Source organism: Paenibacillus sp. PCH8, assembly GCF_002968835.1.
Lineage (GTDB): Bacteria > Bacillota > Bacilli > Paenibacillales > Paenibacillaceae > Paenibacillus.
Genome location: NZ_PKQK01000007.1, coordinates 65,751 through 83,489, shown reverse-complemented (window position 1 = coordinate 83,489; position 17,739 = coordinate 65,751). Strand labels below are relative to the sequence as shown.

The 17,739-nt window shown below is 44.1% G+C and carries 26 protein-coding genes, 1 tRNA gene and 1 pseudogene; 22 read left to right on the top strand and 6 right to left on the bottom strand.

Annotated features, from left to right (window positions below):
* Positions 1–2: 2 nt before the first annotated feature.
* The 4 genes from C0Q44_RS27175 to C0Q44_RS27160 all read left to right on the top strand — a co-directional run bounded on the left by C0Q44_RS27175 (position 3) and on the right by C0Q44_RS27160 (position 2,102).
* The gene (locus C0Q44_RS27175; protein ID WP_105410279.1) at positions 3–350 is read left to right on the top strand and encodes a DUF7674 family protein; all 348 of its coding nucleotides are present in this window, start codon (positions 3–5) and stop codon (positions 348–350) included.
* 216 nt (positions 351–566) lie between these two features.
* On the top strand, positions 567–758 hold the full coding sequence (locus tag C0Q44_RS27170) for a hypothetical protein (RefSeq protein WP_105410278.1): 192 nt from the start codon (positions 567–569) through the stop codon (positions 756–758).
* A gap of 2 nt (positions 759–760) precedes the next feature.
* Positions 761–1,258 carry an RCC1 domain-containing protein gene (locus tag C0Q44_RS27165; protein ID WP_105410277.1) on the top strand — a complete coding sequence of 166 codons (498 nt, stop codon included), beginning with the start codon at positions 761–763 and terminating at the stop codon, positions 1,256–1,258.
* Between the two features lie 85 nt (positions 1,259–1,343).
* Positions 1,344–2,102 (top strand): RCC1 domain-containing protein, encoded by a 759-nt coding sequence (locus C0Q44_RS27160; RefSeq protein ID WP_105410276.1) that lies wholly within the window; start codon positions 1,344–1,346, stop codon positions 2,100–2,102.
* Positions 2,103–2,294: 192 nt separating this feature from the next.
* Here the strand turns inward: C0Q44_RS27160 and C0Q44_RS27155 are convergent, their stop codons facing one another.
* Positions 2,295–3,197: a manganese catalase family protein gene (locus tag C0Q44_RS27155; protein WP_105410275.1), complete on the bottom strand. Its 903-nt coding sequence runs from the start codon at positions 3,195–3,197 to the stop codon at positions 2,295–2,297.
* A 201-nt stretch (positions 3,198–3,398) separates the two neighbouring features.
* Here C0Q44_RS27155 and C0Q44_RS27150 point away from each other — a divergent pair, with 201 nt between their 5' ends.
* From C0Q44_RS27150 to C0Q44_RS27135, 4 genes are all read left to right on the top strand, one after another.
* A complete protein-coding gene (locus tag C0Q44_RS27150; protein WP_105410274.1) occupies positions 3,399–3,707 on the top strand; it encodes a hypothetical protein in 309 nt (102 codons plus the stop codon).
* Positions 3,708–3,763: 56 nt separating this feature from the next.
* The gene (locus tag C0Q44_RS27145) at positions 3,764–4,090 is read left to right on the top strand and encodes a DUF3889 domain-containing protein (RefSeq protein WP_105410273.1); all 327 of its coding nucleotides are present in this window, start codon (positions 3,764–3,766) and stop codon (positions 4,088–4,090) included.
* Between the two features lie 195 nt (positions 4,091–4,285).
* Positions 4,286–4,507 (top strand): hypothetical protein, encoded by a 222-nt coding sequence (locus tag C0Q44_RS27140; RefSeq protein ID WP_017687387.1) that lies wholly within the window; start codon positions 4,286–4,288, stop codon positions 4,505–4,507.
* Complete coding sequence (locus C0Q44_RS27135; protein WP_105410272.1) at positions 4,491–4,772, top strand: helix-turn-helix domain-containing protein; 282 nt, start codon at positions 4,491–4,493, stop codon at positions 4,770–4,772. Before C0Q44_RS27140 ends, C0Q44_RS27135 begins: the two co-directional genes overlap by 17 nt.
* A 292-nt stretch (positions 4,773–5,064) precedes the next feature.
* Here C0Q44_RS27135 and C0Q44_RS27130 read toward each other — a convergent pair whose 3' ends face one another.
* The 3 genes from C0Q44_RS27130 to C0Q44_RS27120 all read right to left on the bottom strand — a co-directional run bounded on the left by C0Q44_RS27130 (position 5,065) and on the right by C0Q44_RS27120 (position 6,353).
* Positions 5,065–5,301, bottom strand: a complete 237-nt coding sequence (locus C0Q44_RS27130; protein ID WP_105410271.1) for a DUF3892 domain-containing protein — start codon at positions 5,299–5,301, stop codon at positions 5,065–5,067.
* Positions 5,302–5,413: 112 nt separating this feature from the next.
* The gene (locus C0Q44_RS27125) at positions 5,414–5,857 is read right to left on the bottom strand and encodes a GNAT family N-acetyltransferase (protein WP_105410387.1); all 444 of its coding nucleotides are present in this window, start codon (positions 5,855–5,857) and stop codon (positions 5,414–5,416) included.
* Positions 5,858–6,095: 238 nt separating this feature from the next.
* On the bottom strand, positions 6,096–6,353 hold the full coding sequence (locus tag C0Q44_RS27120) for a hypothetical protein (RefSeq protein WP_105410270.1): 258 nt from the start codon (positions 6,351–6,353) through the stop codon (positions 6,096–6,098).
* Positions 6,354–6,496: 143 nt separating this feature from the next.
* Between C0Q44_RS27120 and C0Q44_RS27115 the strand changes: the two genes are divergently transcribed.
* From C0Q44_RS27115 to C0Q44_RS27065, 10 genes are all read left to right on the top strand, one after another.
* A tRNA-Val gene (locus tag C0Q44_RS27115) sits at positions 6,497–6,569 on the top strand.
* A 303-nt stretch (positions 6,570–6,872) separates the two neighbouring features.
* Positions 6,873–7,145 (top strand): hypothetical protein, encoded by a 273-nt coding sequence (locus C0Q44_RS27110; protein WP_105410269.1) that lies wholly within the window; start codon positions 6,873–6,875, stop codon positions 7,143–7,145.
* Between the two features lie 114 nt (positions 7,146–7,259).
* Positions 7,260–7,934 (top strand): glycoside hydrolase family protein, encoded by a 675-nt coding sequence (locus C0Q44_RS27100; RefSeq protein WP_146113523.1) that lies wholly within the window; start codon positions 7,260–7,262, stop codon positions 7,932–7,934.
* A complete protein-coding gene (locus C0Q44_RS27095) occupies positions 7,895–8,128 on the top strand; it encodes a hypothetical protein (RefSeq protein WP_105410266.1) in 234 nt (77 codons plus the stop codon). Before C0Q44_RS27100 ends, C0Q44_RS27095 begins: the two co-directional genes overlap by 40 nt.
* Before the next feature lie 2 nt (positions 8,129–8,130).
* Positions 8,131–8,817 carry a hypothetical protein gene (locus tag C0Q44_RS27090; protein ID WP_105410265.1) on the top strand — a complete coding sequence of 229 codons (687 nt, stop codon included), beginning with the start codon at positions 8,131–8,133 and terminating at the stop codon, positions 8,815–8,817.
* Between the two features lie 319 nt (positions 8,818–9,136).
* Positions 9,137–9,556 carry an organic hydroperoxide resistance protein gene (locus tag C0Q44_RS27085; protein WP_105410264.1) on the top strand — a complete coding sequence of 140 codons (420 nt, stop codon included), beginning with the start codon at positions 9,137–9,139 and terminating at the stop codon, positions 9,554–9,556.
* 244 nt (positions 9,557–9,800) lie between these two features.
* A complete protein-coding gene (locus C0Q44_RS27080; protein WP_105410263.1) occupies positions 9,801–9,980 on the top strand; it encodes a hypothetical protein in 180 nt (59 codons plus the stop codon).
* Positions 9,981–10,054: 74 nt separating this feature from the next.
* Complete coding sequence (locus tag C0Q44_RS27075) at positions 10,055–10,255, top strand: hypothetical protein (protein WP_105410262.1); 201 nt, start codon at positions 10,055–10,057, stop codon at positions 10,253–10,255.
* A 199-nt stretch (positions 10,256–10,454) separates the two neighbouring features.
* Entirely contained in the window at positions 10,455–11,009 is a 555-nt protein-coding gene (locus C0Q44_RS27070; protein WP_105410386.1) for a stalk domain-containing protein, read from the top strand.
* A 98-nt stretch (positions 11,010–11,107) separates the two neighbouring features.
* A complete protein-coding gene (locus C0Q44_RS27065; protein WP_105410261.1) occupies positions 11,108–11,425 on the top strand; it encodes a DUF1292 domain-containing protein in 318 nt (105 codons plus the stop codon).
* Positions 11,426–11,632: 207 nt separating this feature from the next.
* Here C0Q44_RS27065 and C0Q44_RS27060 read toward each other — a convergent pair whose 3' ends face one another.
* Positions 11,633–13,108 (bottom strand): aminotransferase class I/II-fold pyridoxal phosphate-dependent enzyme, encoded by a 1,476-nt coding sequence (locus tag C0Q44_RS27060; protein ID WP_105410260.1) that lies wholly within the window; start codon positions 13,106–13,108, stop codon positions 11,633–11,635.
* A 207-nt stretch (positions 13,109–13,315) separates the two neighbouring features.
* Here C0Q44_RS27060 and C0Q44_RS31635 point away from each other — a divergent pair, with 207 nt between their 5' ends.
* Together C0Q44_RS31635 and C0Q44_RS31630 are read left to right on the top strand one after the other, a co-directional pair.
* Positions 13,316–14,161 (top strand): MFS transporter, encoded by an 846-nt coding sequence (locus C0Q44_RS31635; protein ID WP_308737475.1) that lies wholly within the window; start codon positions 13,316–13,318, stop codon positions 14,159–14,161.
* Positions 14,158–14,571: an MFS transporter gene (locus C0Q44_RS31630; protein WP_308737474.1), complete on the top strand. Its 414-nt coding sequence runs from the start codon at positions 14,158–14,160 to the stop codon at positions 14,569–14,571. The genes C0Q44_RS31635 and C0Q44_RS31630 overlap by 4 nt, the downstream gene beginning before the upstream one ends.
* A gap of 56 nt (positions 14,572–14,627) precedes the next feature.
* Here C0Q44_RS31630 and C0Q44_RS27050 read toward each other — a convergent pair.
* Positions 14,628–14,825: pseudogene (locus tag C0Q44_RS27050) on the bottom strand (DUF1054 family protein); the annotation flags it as partial.
* A 216-nt stretch (positions 14,826–15,041) separates the two neighbouring features.
* Between C0Q44_RS27050 and C0Q44_RS27045 the strand changes: the two are divergent.
* Together C0Q44_RS27045 and gndA are read left to right on the top strand one after the other, a co-directional pair.
* On the top strand, positions 15,042–15,641 hold the full coding sequence (locus C0Q44_RS27045; RefSeq protein WP_105410259.1) for a hypothetical protein: 600 nt from the start codon (positions 15,042–15,044) through the stop codon (positions 15,639–15,641).
* Positions 15,642–15,949: 308 nt separating this feature from the next.
* Complete coding sequence (gndA, locus tag C0Q44_RS27040; protein ID WP_105410258.1) at positions 15,950–17,359, top strand: NADP-dependent phosphogluconate dehydrogenase; 1,410 nt, start codon at positions 15,950–15,952, stop codon at positions 17,357–17,359.
* The last annotated feature ends 380 nt before the right edge of the window (positions 17,360–17,739 follow it).

Genomic DNA, 17,739 nt, shown 5'->3' with positions numbered 1-17,739 from the left:
GGTTGAAATACGAGAACTTAATTGAACGATTATTGACAGCAGTTCCACAAATCAGACCATACTATGAAGAGGAAATCGAATGGCTCGAAGAGGATTTACCACATGTCATCTTTGGTATGGTGGTCACTCCGTTCTTAATAAAGTATACTAATGAGCAAAAAGATATTAGTAATCTATATGACTTTTTGGAAGACATGGCTTTATCAGAAGAAAAGGTTCAGGAAGTATTGGTTGTCTCTGTTCTAGAATCCTTAATAACTGAGAGAGAGATTATTGAAACAGCCAAGTCATATATGGGTGATTTAACAAGAAAAATTTGCGAGACAACACAAAAAGCATACGGATACTGATGTGTTAGACCTTGGGGCGACAATTCTCAAGGTCTTTCTTTCCCCATTCTTAATTGAATCAGGGGAGTTACTCTAGCATTTTGTATGATAATTCCCTAACATACCTGTACGCACATGAAAAATCTTGAAAAATATTTTCTTTTAAAATTAGTTATTTCCTCAATATGATAGTTACAAAGGTTCTGCAAATAAGTTAGAGGAATGGAGTGAGCAAAAATGAAAAAAAGAAGATTAGCAATTTTATTAATTATTTTGAGTTTAATTCTATGTATGAGTATCACTGAAAGAGTCGAAGCGAAGGAAGAAAATGAGAAAAAAGAAGTGATTAATCAAATATCTATGGCTGATGTTCATTATCTAATATTAGAAGAAATGGATCAGTGTGGTCAGCGGGTGCCCAAGGAATAGGAATGGCACTTGGAAGGAAGACGACAAGCTGGAAGGACGATTTGAAGGCAATACCCTCATTACAAAATGTTATAGGTATTTCTACAAATTCGTTAAATAGCTACGGTTTTAATCAAGAAGAAGCTATATTAAAGTGGCTACCCGCTATAAGAGGAGGATCTTCTATTTCAGTGTTGTCTAACTCACTGAAGAATGTTAAAACTTTTGTTACAGGATCTTACTATAATGTAGCTCTAACTAGCGAAGGGGGAGTTTGGACGTGGGGAAGTAATACCCAAGGACAATTAGGACTTGGTGACAGCGATAAACGTTCTGAACCGACGTTAGTTCCTTATCTGGAAGATATTATTGAAATAGCAGGTGGTTCATCATCAAACTCAGTATACGCGCTTAAAAAGGACGGCTCAGTATGGGGACGGGGGAATCAGAGTTATCAGTTAGGTAAAAGTGGAGAAAATTCATTGATTCCAACACCAACTTTTTTCTCTAACAAAAATTAAACATATTTACCAGAGTAATAGTAGCCTAAATCAAAATATATATGGTGCAGCTATTGACGAAAATAACTTTGTATGGTGGTGGGGTGTGGGATATCCTTCCCAAATTACTTCACTAACTAAGGGTGAACCTGCACTGGATATGGATATAGGACCGATTAAGCAACTTGCTTTAGGAAGCAATCATGCTCTTGGCTTGAAAGAGGATGGTACTGTGCTAGCTTGGGGAAATAATTCGTATGGACAACTTGGTGATGATACAAAAATAACACATTTAGCTCCTGGAATAGTGCTAGGCTTAACTGATATATATAGTATTACTGCTGGGAACAATGCGAGTGGTGCTGTTAGTTATTCCTCTGACATATATCTTTGGGGTAAAGATTTTTATCAGTCTAATTCAATAACTAGCCCAAAACGTATATTTATTGATGACCAGCCGGGTGAATTTTTGCCAATTGAGAAGCCCGAAAATCTAAAACTTAAATTTATAAGTGCAACGTCTGTTCAATTGTCTTGGGATCAATCTAAGGGACGTTACAATGATTGGGATAGATTTAATGTTTATCGAAACAATCAGATTATTGGTACCACCAAAGATAAAACCATCACTATTAGCAATCTCGATCTTACAAAAGAACATAACTTCTTTGTCACCACAAAAGGCATATTAGGAAATGAATCGGTAGCAAGCAATATCGTGAAGAAGAGAGGAATTGAAAAGTATTCCTACATTTATAATTCTTCAGAACAACTTATGAGCATCCTTTTTGAATCTGGCAAGAAGATTAGTTATGAATATGATAAAAATGGTAATTTGAAGAAAACCACTATAGTAAAGCCTTAGTCTCATTAGTAAGTATGTAGCTCTTTGACATTTTTTGCGCCAGAAACTGATGTGGGCAAGGATTAGATTTACTTATACACCATTACTTCATCGAAAAGTTTGTAATCATACAAAATACGTATTGCACACCGAAACAAAACCCTCGATTCTGCCATCTAAGTAGCAAATTTCGAGGGCTTGTATCTATTTTCCTTAATCCGCAATATTCCCTGCCATCTTCAGACGGCGAGCAATTTCCTTAAAATCTTCTTGTGAAATGCCTGGGGCGAATTCTTCTTCCACCGCCGGAGCTTCTGGAATCGGGAATCCTTCAGGTATGCCTTGAATAACTTCAAGAGGTTGTCCATCTTCGGGGTGAGTCCCTTTCCAGATCTGGCCGATGGTGTTGAAATCTTTATCGCTATAGGTATACAACTTGGTGTGAACACCTTTTTCTTCATATTTACGAGCCTCGTTGAAGGCTTTGTTGTTCAGTGAAGGAATAGGAACCAGCTTGGTTACATTTACGCCAGTTGCAATCTCAAGTGCTTTGGCATATGCAACCACATGCACACCGCCACGTACCAGCAGGTAACCGACAACTTCCCGGGCTGCGGGGTGATCGGTCATTTCGTATACTTTCATTTTATGGGTGCGCGCTCCGCATTCGAGGAAAAAGTTGTGCAGCAGATCCTCGACCAGATTACCGCTGTTGAAGACGTGGGTTCCAGTCCACGGATTACCCGTGGAGTCGAAAGGCATCGCTCCCTGCGCACCTGCCAGAAAATGATAGGACAGACGAGCATCCTTCACGGAACCCAGCGGTGTATCGTCAGGTTCTTTGTATTCGGTTGATCCTCTGAGGCATTTGTTGATGCCATGTGCAACCAGCTCAACATGACCCAATTCTTCGGCCGTGATACTCATGACGAGGTCATAGAAGGGCTTCAACTTTTCTTTGGAGCGAAAATTAAACGATTGATAGAGGTAGTTGTTTAACGTCGACATTTCTCCGAATTTGCCACCGAGCAATTCTTGTATGGCTGCTGCTGCATTCGGATCGGGCTTCTCGACATTGGGAATCTCAATCAGGATTTCATCCAAGCGTTTGAACATTCGGGTGTAACCTCCTCAAAGTGGTGTTTCAGATCGTTAAGGCATTAATCGTGAAGTTAAAACATTGCAGAGCAGATACCTCATCTTTCCTCATATCATCTCCCTTTTGTTATTTCCAATGTGGTGAATTTTATGTATAATCGAACATTCAAACGAGTCTTCCACTAACAATAGACACCTATATCGGTGAAGGAGAGAAGGATGAACAAAAGTTTTATGAAAATGGTGTGGATTTTGATGTTTCTAATGATTCTGATGTACATAAGCAGCGGGCCTGTCACAGCACATGTCGTTACGAACGAGGTTCAGGTGGATGAACAAACTAGGCAAAGGCTTGAAGAAACTTACAATCTGGATCCGCCTGAGGAGTCACAGACACAACAACACTTTTTCTCCGGGGACTGGGGAATGAGTTTCCGTACGGATCCTCCTGATTTGTTTGACCGACTTGTGCATGTGGTTCCCTTTTCCTTGCGGCCACTAGCCTGGATATTTCGAATATTTGTGTAAAATAAAACCCGGACGGGCAATATATCAGAAACCTATTGCCCCAAGGAGTGAAACAGATGAGAATGCTCATGGTTATAATACTTACGGTTATGCTTAGTTTAGCGGGATTCACACCTGCCTCGGCTACTGGTGGAGCCATCCCTGATTATGCGAAGTGGGGAATTATTGCGGTCAAAGAAACACAGACCAAGTACAATGTGGACATTTTGGACTACAAGCACATCGGTCGCACATCTCTTACAGCAGATCAATCACGGGAACAGTTCAAGCTATGGGTCCGTGCAAAAGACGGCAAGCAATTTGCAGTCTATGTAAATGTTGATTTTAATCCTTCCACACAGCAATTGAGAAAAGTACAATTTTCGGAATCGGATCGACATTGATCAGGTACAGGACTTGCTGACTGCTAGCCAGATTTTTATCATAGCCACTCCATTAGAGGAACCAGACCGCCTTAATTTTTAAGGTGAAAGTCTGGTTTTTTTATTTTACAAAATCCTTTTTTTACTATTGAATAAAGAACTTATGTTCGCATATAATAAGAAATACAAACAAACGTTCTTATCGGAGGGATGATTATGCTAGGGAAATATATTGGCCAGATGGTGGAGCTTGTCTACATGGATCGTGCAGGGCAGATTACGCAGCGGCAGATTCGAATTAACAGTGTACGTGGCGGGATGATTAGGGCATCAGCAGGAAAAGAAGGCTCACCCAGAACATTTCTGGAGCAAGGTATTCTGGCATGGCGTCCTGTTACGGATCTGAATGGGGAGGTAAAGTATGCTGAACGACTTTGAACGCAAGATTTTGCGAATAATGGTGAACTATGCAGGACAACGGCGCCGGCTGCCGCGTATGGATGAACTGGAGAACAAGACGGGCCGAAGCAAAGCATTCATTTATGAGTCATTATTGGAGCTTGAACGCACTGGACACATTTCTTGGGATAACCAATCTACTCTCGAAGGTATACAGATTTTGCAGGCATGGGAACAGGTTCAACAGCCGATTCGCAAAAGTCAGCCTTCCGGGGACTCCATAAAATATTTTACGGACTACTAGAGGTTGTTCAAAAAGTCCAATTTTGATTACGAATCATGCCTGACGGCATCATCAGCATCGAATATGGAATTTAGCCGAATAAGCAGAAGCTTACGAAGGTTGTTTCCTTTCAGACATTTTAGTTGCTCACGTAGTTTTCCTACGCTCCGCTACTTCATTTCTAGCTTCATTCCATCTTCTCGGAACTGAAAATCAGACTTTTTGAACACGCAATACAGTGAAAATAAGAAAACGCCAACCCGGATCACCGGATCGGCGCTTACTGTGTCACACATATAACGTGCATCTATTTTTAGAAATGGGGAAGTTGGTCCAGGTTGTTGGTAGGATCACCGTCGGCGTCACCACGAATGTACATTTCTCCATCTTTGCCTTTGAATACATTCACGCCAGCAATAGCCCCAGCCTGTACTTCTGTAAGTGCTTGCTGATAATCCAGTACACGTCCTGCTGAAGTCTGAAAAGCGGTCAAGTCACCGTCACCATTTTTCTGTACTGCTGTGAAACTCTCGCGTGTTGTTTGATCCATGATGTCACACTCTCCTTATATGACCAGATAGGAAATGGGTTTCCCTGATTAGCTTGTCCGAATCTTTCGGAAGTATACACCATATGATGATAAGATCAGTCAAAGTCGAGTTTTACAGGCTTTTTCTCATACGAACATGCAGAATATCCGCATCATAAAAAGGTTCTTCCGAAATGACTTCATACCCGAGTTTCTCATAGAATTTCTGTGCTTGGCATTGCGCATCCAATACCGAATAGGATAAGCCCAGTTCTCGTGCTCGCTCCTCCATGGCCAACAGAAGTACACGTCCATAACCGAATGAACGATGAGACTCAAGCACTGCGATCCGCTGCATTTTAGCCGTATCCTTGCTGTAATAGATCAAACGTCCTGTGGCCACAGCCTGTCCATCCGTATATAACAATACATGATGCACATCCGGACTGATAACATCATATTCATCAATCTCAATCTCGGCAGGCACTTGTTGCTCAATCACAAAAACATGATGACGAATTCCCAAGGCTTGTTCCAATTGTTCTTCTGTCGTTACATAACTAATCTCAGCTGCCAATTCCATTCCTTCTTTCTGCTCTTGCGCGACATATCAGACTGAATTATACAAAAAAATGCTTTTCCTGTATAGTTGAGTCTGGAACATATTGGGAGAGGAGGGGCTAGTGATGGGCTTGGCAAGCATCATGGTGATTACATTGCTAATGTCGGCGGGAATGATTGCTCTGTTGTATTATGTGACCAAGAAAGCATACTCACGCAAGTGGGATGACGATGAGTAGTTCACTTGTTAATTATCATGGCAAGACTTCGCTACTCTCCCGGGGAGAATATACATCTTGAATTACAGATTTGGAGTATACGTCCAGCCAGACAGGCAGAGATTCACGATTTTCATTGGGCTGTTGTAGTTGTTGGAATTGTACGGTATGCTCATCCCGCTCCAGGCTGCAACCGGTAACGGTTGTAATCAGAACGAAAAGCCCTGCGAAGGAAAAGAACCATTTTGTAATTGTAGATTTATTGTGGTTGTGGTGTTTTGCTGAGTTTCTCATAGGGAAATCACCTCGTTATAGAAATGGTAATCTTTCCTTTATTGTGTACCATTTCGGCTAAAATATAACCAAATAAATCATTGACAATGAACACGGTTACTTGATATGATACTGTTACTTGATTGAGAAACAATATATATCATGATCTGTTAGCTCAGCTGGGAGAGCACTATCTTGACAGGGTAGGGGTCAGTGGTTCGAGCCCACTACAGATCATACATGAGAAGCCTTACAATGTAAGGCTTCTTTTCTTTTTCGCCATAGAGAGAAATGAAGACAACGGAAAGATTTTAGAAGGAATCCTCCTGTTTAAACAAAAGCTAATCCAAACTATACATTAAACATTCCCTCAATAAAATTTTTAGAATCTCTAAAATTTCACCAATTCTACCCTATAGAGATTTTACAGGGATAGAGGCTCAAATTTGGAATATTAGGCCTCAGGATGGGCATGATGCTTTAACAGAAAGGTACCCACATGAATATACTTATCTGGAGAAAACAATAGGAGGGAATAATATGAAGGATCAACATTATCCGGGCGTACCAAGGAAAGGGACAGTGGCTGATTACAACTATATGAAGAGTAAAGGAATCAATGAAATGAAAGCGTATTCATATAGTGCCGACATTCGCCCTATCATTCGTATTACTCAGGAGTCAGCTGCGAATGAGGGTAATGTTGTTGATTTTTCTATCCTATTAAAGGACACTCCGGATGTTATATTTTTGCGGCCGGTCAATGGTAATAACCTGCTCACGAAGGAGTTGAGTTCCCATGTCTATGACTGAAAATATTGCTCAGGCAGCACTCGAAGCAGCGATGAAGGCGAATAGGGCCATTGCGCCTTATGACTTTTGCGATGCAGAATCCAGACAGTTGTATACCCTCAATTTGATAAAAAAATGGACAATCCTATATATACCGCTGCAATGGCGGGTCTGCAATCGATCTATTGGTTTCGGGCGATCAAAGTGAAGGGGCTTATCCCTGATGCAAAAGCAGATTATTATGCTACGTATTCTACCAACCATAATCGTATCGGTGGAATTGGACTTGCGTATTCCAACAGCCCGACAGGACCATGGACCAAACATGGACAGGTATATCTCGATACCGTGGTTGGGAATTCGACGGAAACGCCATTCGTGATCTGGAACGATGAGGAACAATTGTTCTTCATGTATTACCAACAAAACGGACTGGGGATCAACCAATCAACGGCACTTGCGACCTCGGTAGACATGATCAACTGGACAAGAGTAGGTTTGATTCTGGACAAACCTCCCGGGTTCCCGGGTGATGGGCATACCGGATACTTCTCATGCTTCAGAAATGGCGGCAAATGGATCGGTTTCTCGGTGATGGGCGGCGGCGACTTTGGCCGTAAATGTATCTGGCATTCTCATGACGGACGCAGCTGGTTAGCTGATCCGAGACCATTGATGGGGGGAATGATGCGACTTTATCAGCGGGTGAAAACATTTCGAGACCCAATGCTGGTGTATTTATGTACAAAGGGAGCATGTGGTGGCTGGGCATGTTATCGGCTTATGCTTCCGGTGGGGTTACGACTGTAGCTCGGCCAGCCATTGCCAAGATCAGCGCAGACTTTCGTCAACTGCTGGACAAACCTTCAGATATATATTTTCCGGCATTGAATTGGGAGACGACCAATATGCAATCCTTGATGGTGTCCGTTATGGACGGGGTAGTGTTCGTGTATTACAATACCGATCATAATATCGGTGTAGCCTATTCGGTGGGGGTGTAGAGATGATTATACGTGATGCAGCAGGTCAGATCGTCCCCTTTGGTAAGGTCCACAAACAGCTTGTGGCCGATTTTCTTCACGGAACGTTACCAGATTGGCTTGAGGTGGTAGGGACACCTACGTTTGAGCCTTTGCCAGACAGAGGGACCATTACAGTTACAACACCAGCAACGGCAGGAGCCTCGGCAGAGTTGAAAATGAAACATCTGATTGACAGCTCGAAAGTCACAGCAATTGCAGTTACTTTGGAAGCGATACAATTGAACGGGAACATTGGCATTTCAGTTCAGCTTGGCATCAAATCGAAGGATAGCAAGGCTGGAATCACATTTTTTCAGAACGTCAATCAGAAGTATGGTATGGTCCGAGCCTATAAAGCAGATGGAACGTACACCGATTTCAAGCAAAACATGGTGTTCTTCACTACACATGGCGTAGCTGGAGATGAGGCGCAAAACCGTAAGAACCTCACTGTGCTGCTCTGCACCGGATTACAGTTCTCAGCTGGGTTTGAGAGACCATCTGTATGGCTTGGTGCGGATGACCAGTATGGCGGTGTTGCTGCTGACCTCAGTGGTGGTATATTCCAACATGGAAACCTGCAGTGTCTGTTCAAACTGACAACAAGCCCGGCAGAGGCCAAGTATTTCAAATGTGCACAGATGAAAGTGGATATCTGGAGTAACTGATTGGACTGAGGAGACATCTGCCGATGAACATGGTGCATTATTCAGTAGAACCACCAGAAGATGACAAGTTGTTACTAAACTTTAGTTGAATCTTTGGGCTGAAGAAAAGCATCCATCGGTAGAGAGTGTACGTTAGCCAACGTGCAATCCGTATATGGTCGGCAAAAGCTAGAGGAGGAGTCGCTGTTCAGGCGACTCTTTTTTATTTTAGGAAAATGGTTTACAAACAAAATTAAATTGTGTACAATCAAATTGTTAGCAAAACAAAACAAGAAATAATGTTTATCCAATAAATATAATTTGAAGAGGAGCCTTACTAATGAAAACATTATATGAAACGACAGTAATCAATACAGGTGGACGTCAAGGGATCGTACAATCGCCAGATAACGTGTTTATGCTGGATGTCGCTGCACCCCCAGAACTTGGAGGCAAAGTAACGACGGCTACCAATCCGGAGCAGCTGTTTGCAGCAGGATATAGTGCTTGTTTTAACTCCGCACTGGAGTTTCAATTGAAGAAACACAAAGTTGAAATTGAAAGAAGTACCGTAGCTGCAACCGTAATGTTGGTGACGGACTCTGAAGACAACGGCGTGAAGCTTCAAGTAGATTTGGAAGTTAAAATTCTTGGTCTGGATGAAGAAACCGCTCATAAATTTGTGAAACTTGCCCATGAGTACTGCCCGTATTCCAAAGGAATCAAAGGCAACGTGAATGTTAACGTAGAATTGGCGTAATACTGAAATACTCCGCAGCAATGGTTATAAGATCAAACCTCCGAGAAATCGGAGGTTTTTTGATGTCTTCTCCATTCAGGTTTATTATCGCACGATTGAATTCAGCCAAGTCTCGCAAGCGCTTGGAGCTCCCTTATCTTTAAGTGGAACCGTCCTCTTTTTGCATAAAAGTTAAGTAAATGCTCTATTATGGGTTATAATGGAATGAGAATACTAAACAACTGCTGAAAGGGGAATGTAATTTATGATGGATTTTGGCAAACCACCCCATGGCTCGGAGACCGATACACACCGTCAGCGTCATCAGGAGAATGAACAGAAGCACTTGTCCGGAGGAAAGAGTATCTGGTGGGAAATCAGCAACTGGCTCATTCTCGGAGGTATCCTCGTTGTCATCTTCTTATTGTTTAAATACGTTTTCTAAATAGGCACACAACCGGGCGAATCCCCATATGATGCATTACATCAGTAAGCATTTGGGGAAATGGGGAATCCGGGATGGCAAAAGCAAAGGGAAAGAAAGCTCCCGTATTAAAGAGTGACAAAATTCGTGTATCCATGAAGCTCGTCACATCGGATGTATGCGAGAGATGCAAGACGCCATGTACACGAGGAATGGATTATGCAACACGGATGCGAGAGGGCGGAGCTGTTGGTAAAGGGGTTCCCTGTATTCTGACCCGCCATGCATCATCGTAATTCTTCGTATAATTCCGTATATATAACAATTATAGAGTAGAGGCATCCTCTGATGAGGGTCGCCTCTTTTTGAGTATTCCAAGAGGTGGATAAAATTTTGGATAAAAAATGAAAAAGGATGAGAAACAGCGCAACTTTGTGGATGAATCAGCAGTATACATGTACAACAGCTAGCAGCAGGGGAGGGAATATGGACGGGATGAGATGGAAAAGAGTAATGCTTTGTGTCACGATATTCTCCTTGCTCGGCGGGTCTTTATTGTTTGCAGACTCTGTGAACGAGAAGATTCGTGTTCTAATTAATGGCAAGGAAGCAGCTGACGGGGGCTATCTAATTGATGGAACGACCTATGTACCTGTAAGAGAAGCCGGAGGCGCAGTCAAATGGGATAGCAGTAACAAGAGAGTAACGGTGATCAAACCGAATGTACATATTTTTCTCTTCAAGGGAGACACTGTATTTGGCAACGTTAACGTGGGCAAGCTGAAATTCAATGTGTTTTCTCAAGTGGACAGCTTAACATCGGATGTAGCTGCCGTGAAAGTAACCATTACTAGTCCAAGCGGTCAGGTGAAGGATATCCAGTCTCAGGAACTTACTACACAGAAGGATAACTTCTGGTTCCGCACCTATGATTTTACGTATGATTTCAGTCGTGCTGGCAAGTACCAGGTCGGCTTTTATATTAAAGAAAATGCAAACAGCAGCTACGTACTGGTAGCCGAGAAAATCATTACAGCGCTGAATGATTGAAGCCAAAGTAACCCTGCCCTTTTAAATTGACCTGGCTCTATGAACATGTTACGATATGCAAGGTTACACAATTTCTAATTATGAAGCGAGGTATTTCAATGAGCGATCACACACATGAACACGGCGATGGCTGCGGATGCGGCGAAGATCACGACCACGACCACGAGCATGAAGAAGTCCTTCTCACATTAACAGACGAGAACGGACAAGACGTGGAAATGGTTTTGGTGGAGACGTTTGACGTGGAGAAGCATGTTTATGCGCTCCTGCTGGAACGTAATAATCCTGAAGCTGACGGCATCATCCTGCGTATGGAAGAAGAAGACGAGGAAATGGTGCTCTACAATATTGAAGACGAAGAAGAGTGGAACCGTGTTGAAGCGGCTTACAACGAACTCGTTGCTTCGCAAGAATAGTCAATCTTTTGGAACATAGCATGAAGGCTCTCTGATTTCAGGGGGCCTTTTGTTTGTTTTTCAGAGGTATCGTAGGGTTTTATTGACCTTGTTGTACCATGAAATAGACGGAAAAATGCAAATCCGCTTGTTCCCTATAAGAAAAAGAACCAAGCCTCAGGCTTGGTTCTTTAAGTTCATCCACATTCACGTCGTGAAGGGGTTGTTTTAGAAAATGGCATCGGCTTCCACAATTACTTTGACGTTGGTTACGCTGCGATCTTCAGGCCCTTTGACAGGCAATCCAACTTCGACATGGTCGATGATATAGTCGATGTTCTCCTGAGTAATAACTTCGCCCGGTAACAGAATCGGAATTCCTGGCGGGTAGACGTAGATGAATTCCGAAATAATACGACCTGCAGATTCCTTGAATGGAATCACTTCCGTATCACCATAGAATGCATCGCGTGGAGTCAGCATCAGTTGCGGAATATCCGGAACTTTAACGACCAGCTCATGGGCCGGGTTCACCTGATAATACGTGCGGGAGAGATCCTGCAGAGCATTCAGCAAGATATCGATGCTATTATCCGTATCACCTGGCGTAACAAGGCACAGAATATTGTACATATCACTGAGCTCTACCTCGATGTTGTAATGTTCGCGCAGCCAGTTCTCGGTCTCATACCCTGTGATGCCCAGATGGCGGACATGAACTGTAACTTTGGTTGGGTCATAATTGAAGGTTGCTTCCGTACCCAGTAGTTCTTTGCCGAAGCAATACAGCCCATCCATATCGTTGATGGTGCGACGGGCAAACTCAGCCAGATCAATTGCTTTCTGTGCAATCTCACGACCGTGCAGAGCCAGATTACGTCTTGATGTGTCGAGTGATGCGAGCAAAATGTATGAAGTTGATGTTGAAGTGAGCAGACTTAGAATCGTCTGTACACGCTGTGGATTCACGAACCCGTTCTTCGTGTTCAGGTTGAGTACAGAACTCTGTGTCATGGAACCACCAAGCTTGTGCACACTGGTTGCAGCCATATCGGCACCCGCTGTCATGGCTGACAACGGCAGATCCTCATGGAAATGAATAAGTACGCCATGTGCTTCATCAACAAGGACAGGAACTTGATAGCTGTGAGCCAGCTCAACAATCTCTTTCAGATCTGTAACCACACCGTAATAGGTTGGATTAATCACAAGCAGTGCCTTGGCATCAGGATGACGCTCAAGTGCGCGACGGATAGACTGCGTAGTCACTCCATGATCAATACCCAGATTGGCATCCTGTGAAGGAGAGACAAATACGGGTTTGGCTCCTGAGAAAATGATGGCGGTCAGAACAGATTTATGCACGTTACGGGGTACAATAATTTTATCTCCAGGGCTACATACCGATAGAATCATGGCCATGATGGCACTGCTTGTGCCTTGTACGCTAAAATAGGTATAATCGGCTCCGAAGGCATCTGCTGCCAGCATCTGTGCTTCCTCAATGACACCGGTTGGCTGATGCAGGTCATCCAGTGGTGCGATGTTAATCAAATCTATGGAGAAGGCATTATCGCCAATAAATTCACGGAATTCGGTATCCGCTCCCAATCCTTTTTTATGTCCCGGAATATGAAACTGTACCGGATTGAGTGCCGCATGATTTCTTAAAGCGGTAAACAGCGGCGTACGGTGGTGATTCATTATTGCTGTCACAACCCTTCCTAATAAAATTGGTAAACAAAGATGAGTATAGCAAATGTAGAACCGAATGCAAGTAGTATACTCGACAAATTTTTGAATTGACTCGATTTAGGCACATTCCCCAGGGTTACACTAAGAATAGGGGACGGGTAATTGTACATCGAAAGGGGAAAAAGAATGCAAACCGACACCAAACCAGCCAAATTTTTGCGATCACCATTTTTTATCGCGATGTGGCTGACACTTTTTCTGGTTGAAATTATTAAAGGGGCTCTGCTAGTAGCCGTTCTACCCGTGTATATGGACAATATTCTGGGTCTGTCCGCTGGCGTCATTGGTGTGGCGTTTGCCCTTCAATATCTGGGGGATAATTTGTTCCGGGCGCCCTCTGGCTGGGCAGCAGAACGAATCGGTTTTCGCGCAACGATGGTCACAGCGCTAATCTGTACCTTAATTGCGGTCATAATGATTATTTTCCTCAAAAGTGCATTTGGATTGGCAATGGCCTGTCTGGTCCTTGGCATCGGCACGTCACCGCTCTGGCCCTGCGCCATGACAGGAGTGACTGCGATGTCAGGCCCACAGAACAAGAACGGCACAGCGATGGGGGCATTGGAGATGGCTGCTCTGGGTGGAACCGGACTTGGACCTGTCGGCATGAACTGGCTGCTTGAGCGGACACATCATGACTATCGCACCATATTTCTCGTATTAATGGGATGTGCCATTCTGGTGATTCTAGTCGCCATGATTCTTCCTGGACGTGTCATTGTACAAGGTGAGCAGGCCCATGATGCAAAGACGGACATGAACCAACCGGCCAAACCCAATCTGCTCACACTGTTCATACGGTTGCACAAGAGCGTTAAGAGCACATTACAACGGGTACGCAGCACGCTCAATGTGAATCCGCTTGTATATCCTGCCTTGTTCATGCAGTCCTTTGTCATCGGCTTGCTAAGCCCGGTCATTACGCTATACACCCGCACGGATCTGCATATCTCACCGAACCTCTACAGTTTGTTGCTGATTGCGGGCGGGGGATCACGGTGATTGCGTTGCTGCCTGTAGGTAAAATGGTAGACAGGTTCGGCACGAAACCGTTCCTGAACGTTGGTTTTTTGATGGCGGCAGCGAGTCTATTCGCGTTTTCCTCCATCACATCCATTCCTGTTGTGTTTGGGATTGTCATGCTGGTGGGTGTCAGTTATGCGATGATTCTGCCTGCCTGGAATGCTTTTGTAGCCACACTGATCCCTGAAGGAGAGCGAGGGGCCATCTGGGGATTCTTCCTCACTCTGCAAGGGTCAGGCATGGTCGTTGGCCCTATCGTTTCCGGACTGCTGTGGGATCATGTGAGCCATCCGGCTCCATTTATCGCAAGTGCCGTTGTTATGGCAGGACTGGCCGTAGTGCATTTCGTGCTATCGCGGAATCCGTTTCGTGCAGCTCCAGCCAAATGATATTGAAAGGGAGCTCCAACAACCGGCATGGTTGGAGGAACTCCCTATTTTACGTCAAATGTAGTCTTGTTCGGACTCTCATAGATGATGGCGAATATAACCAATAGATGTATATCGAACATGCCTACTTCAAAGTGAGGCAGTTTTTTTTGCAACCTTCTTTGCACCCGTTCAATCAGAACTTCCATGCGCGACTCCAGGCTGGGAATCTGAAATACATCAAAATCGTTGCTGCTAAACTCCGGGAAAGTCATCTGTATTCCTTGATTTTGCGTCCATTATATCATTAAAATCGGGGCTTGCCCCTGTGCGTCTGCGGAAAGCTGCAATCTAGATGACCATTCCGTGAAAAATAGTCAAATAACCAAGTACCCTTACATAAAATGAAGTATAAAATAGGGTAAGCCGATTCATTAGAAGCGATTGAAGACGAGGGCCGGAGTAGATCCGGTACAGATGGAGGGAGTGCCGTGAATAAGAGTTATGAAGTTGAATATTGCAATCTGGAGCTGCGGTTCAACCGTCGGCATATCCAAAATTTGATCAAAGACCTTATTCGTGAGGGATATTCACTATATTGGAGCGAAGACGAATCCTTCTTTATCCTGTCAGTCCGTACTGGGCGAAAGCTGGTAAAGCTCCGTTTTCAACAGACACGTAGTGGGGACTACAAGATGACAGGGGACTATATCATTAAGGACGCGAGGCTTGCAGAGTGGCTGGAGAAGCTGATTGGAGATACACGGGGACACGCGGTTGTTAAGAGGTTCAAGGATCAACAGATGACCGTGGAGAATATTTTGTTCGGTGAAGTGATTCGACTCGTGGAAGTATCCGGGTTCAAACAGCGTGTTATTTTTCAAAAGGAACCTGCGCCGACGGCGGAAGAGATGGAAGAAATGTTCCTCTCGCGTGAAGGCGAAGAGAGGCTCGCGTTGTTACGCATGGAAGTGGACGATGAACTGGAGCGCCTGCACACGGCTATTCAGTTGGATAATGTTGATAAAGCAAATACCTGCCGTGAAGTATTAAAACAGTTGTCCGGGCATCTGTTAATGCTGGAAGGATGAAGGGTACAGCTTCTGATTATAGTCTGAGTTGAGAGCCCTGGTATCTGCCAGGGCTTTGTGGTTATGTAGCAGATTCATTGATTTTACTATAACACCACAGGATTCCAGCTCGGAGTGCTCTGGACATGATATAACCGACATATGACTATGTATTTATGAAAATACGATGAACACCTCAGCAGATTGGGGTGTTTTCTCGTCCGTAACTGTGGCACGGGGTTCACTTCTATACATAAAACCGTTAAAATAGGAGTATTGTTGAGAATTTATTTCAATAAAATTAATTGGAGCAAAGGATGGAGGACCAGATGACAAAACAACAAATTGGCGTAATTGGCCTGGCTGTCATGGGCAAAAATTTGGCCTTTAATATTGAAAGCAGAGGTTTCTCGGTATCGGTATTTAACCGTTCCCCGGAGAAAACCAATGATCTTCTGAAAGAGGCTGAAGGTAAAAACCTGACAGGTGCATTCTCCATTGAAGAGTTCGTAGCATCCCTGGAATCCCCGCGCAAAATTCTGATCATGGTACAAGCCGGCAAAGCGACCGACTCTACTATTGAACAACTGCTTCCTCATCTGGATGAGGGCGACATCATCATTGATGGAGGGAACGCATACTTCCCTGACACGCAACGTCGCAGCAAAGAGCTGGAAGACAAAGGCATTCGCTTCATCGGTACGGGTGTATCCGGTGGTGAAGAAGGCGCATTGAAAGGCCCTTCCATCATGCCAGGTGGACAGGAAAGTGCTTATAAACTGGTTGAACCGATTCTGACGGCCATCTCAGCCAAAGTCGGTGACGACCCATGTTGTACATATATCGGACCTGACGGTGCCGGACACTATGTGAAAATGGTGCATAACGGTATCGAGTACGGAGATATGCAGTTGATTGGTGAAGCTTACCACTTGCTCAAATCCGTATTGAACGTTTCCGTTGAAGAGCTTCATGAGATCTTTACAGAATGGAATCAAGGGGAGCTAGACAGCTACCTGATCGAAATTACAGCAGATATCTTCTCCAAATATGATGCGGAAACCGGCAAACCAATGGTTGACGTCATTCTGGATGCTGCTGGACAAAAAGGAACAGGCAAATGGACAAGCCAAAGCGCGCTGGATCTCGGCGTACCCTTGTCCATGATTACGGAATCCGTATTCTCGCGTTTCCTGTCTGCCATGAAAGATGAGCGTGTAGCGGCTAGCAAAATCCTGAACGGACCAGCAACCGAAGCATTCTCCGGCGACAAAAAAGCATTCATCGAGAGTGTGCGTAAAGCCCTCTTTGCAAGTAAAATTGTATCCTACGCACAAGGATTTGCACAGATGCGTGCAGCTTCGGATGAGTATGGTTGGGATCTGAAATACGGCAACATTGCCATGATCTTCCGCGGCGGCTGCATCATCCGTTCGCAGTTCCTGCAAAATATTAAAGAAGCGTATGACAAAGATGCAGCTCTGAAAAACCTGCTGCTTGATCCTTACTTCCAAAACATCGTTGAATCCTACCAGGATGCTTGGCGTGACGTTGTAGCGGCGGCTGTTAAACAAGGTGTTCCAGTACCTGGTTTCTCCAGCGCACTGTCTTACTATGACAGCTACCGTACAGAGCGCTTGCCAGCCAACTTGCTGCAAGCACAGCGTGATTACTTCGGAGCTCACACGTTCAAACGCGTGGACAAAGAAGGCAACTTCCACCACAACTGGATGGAATAGTAGTACGAATCGAATAGATAAAGGGCCAGATAAACGCTTTGTGCGAAGCTTGGAAAGGCTTGCCAACGATTGAATAGGGACTTGGAGAGTCGGTTAATACCGATAAACTCCAGGTCTTTTTTTTACGGTATATGTTGGAGTAGATAGCGCGTAAATCAGACTTTACGCTCTGCTGAATGAACAGTTATTCCATGATGGGAGTGGCAACCCGTGATAACGCAACGCATCTAAGTCAGGTGTTTCTTTGAAATAAGTGTGCTGAGATTCGTTAAAATCTCCAGATGGCTGATTTATCGAGAATAAGCTTATCTGAGTTCGTTAGATTATGGGGTTACTTGAGGTGTGTTAATTTTACTTGATTGGCTCTGAAGTCACTTGAG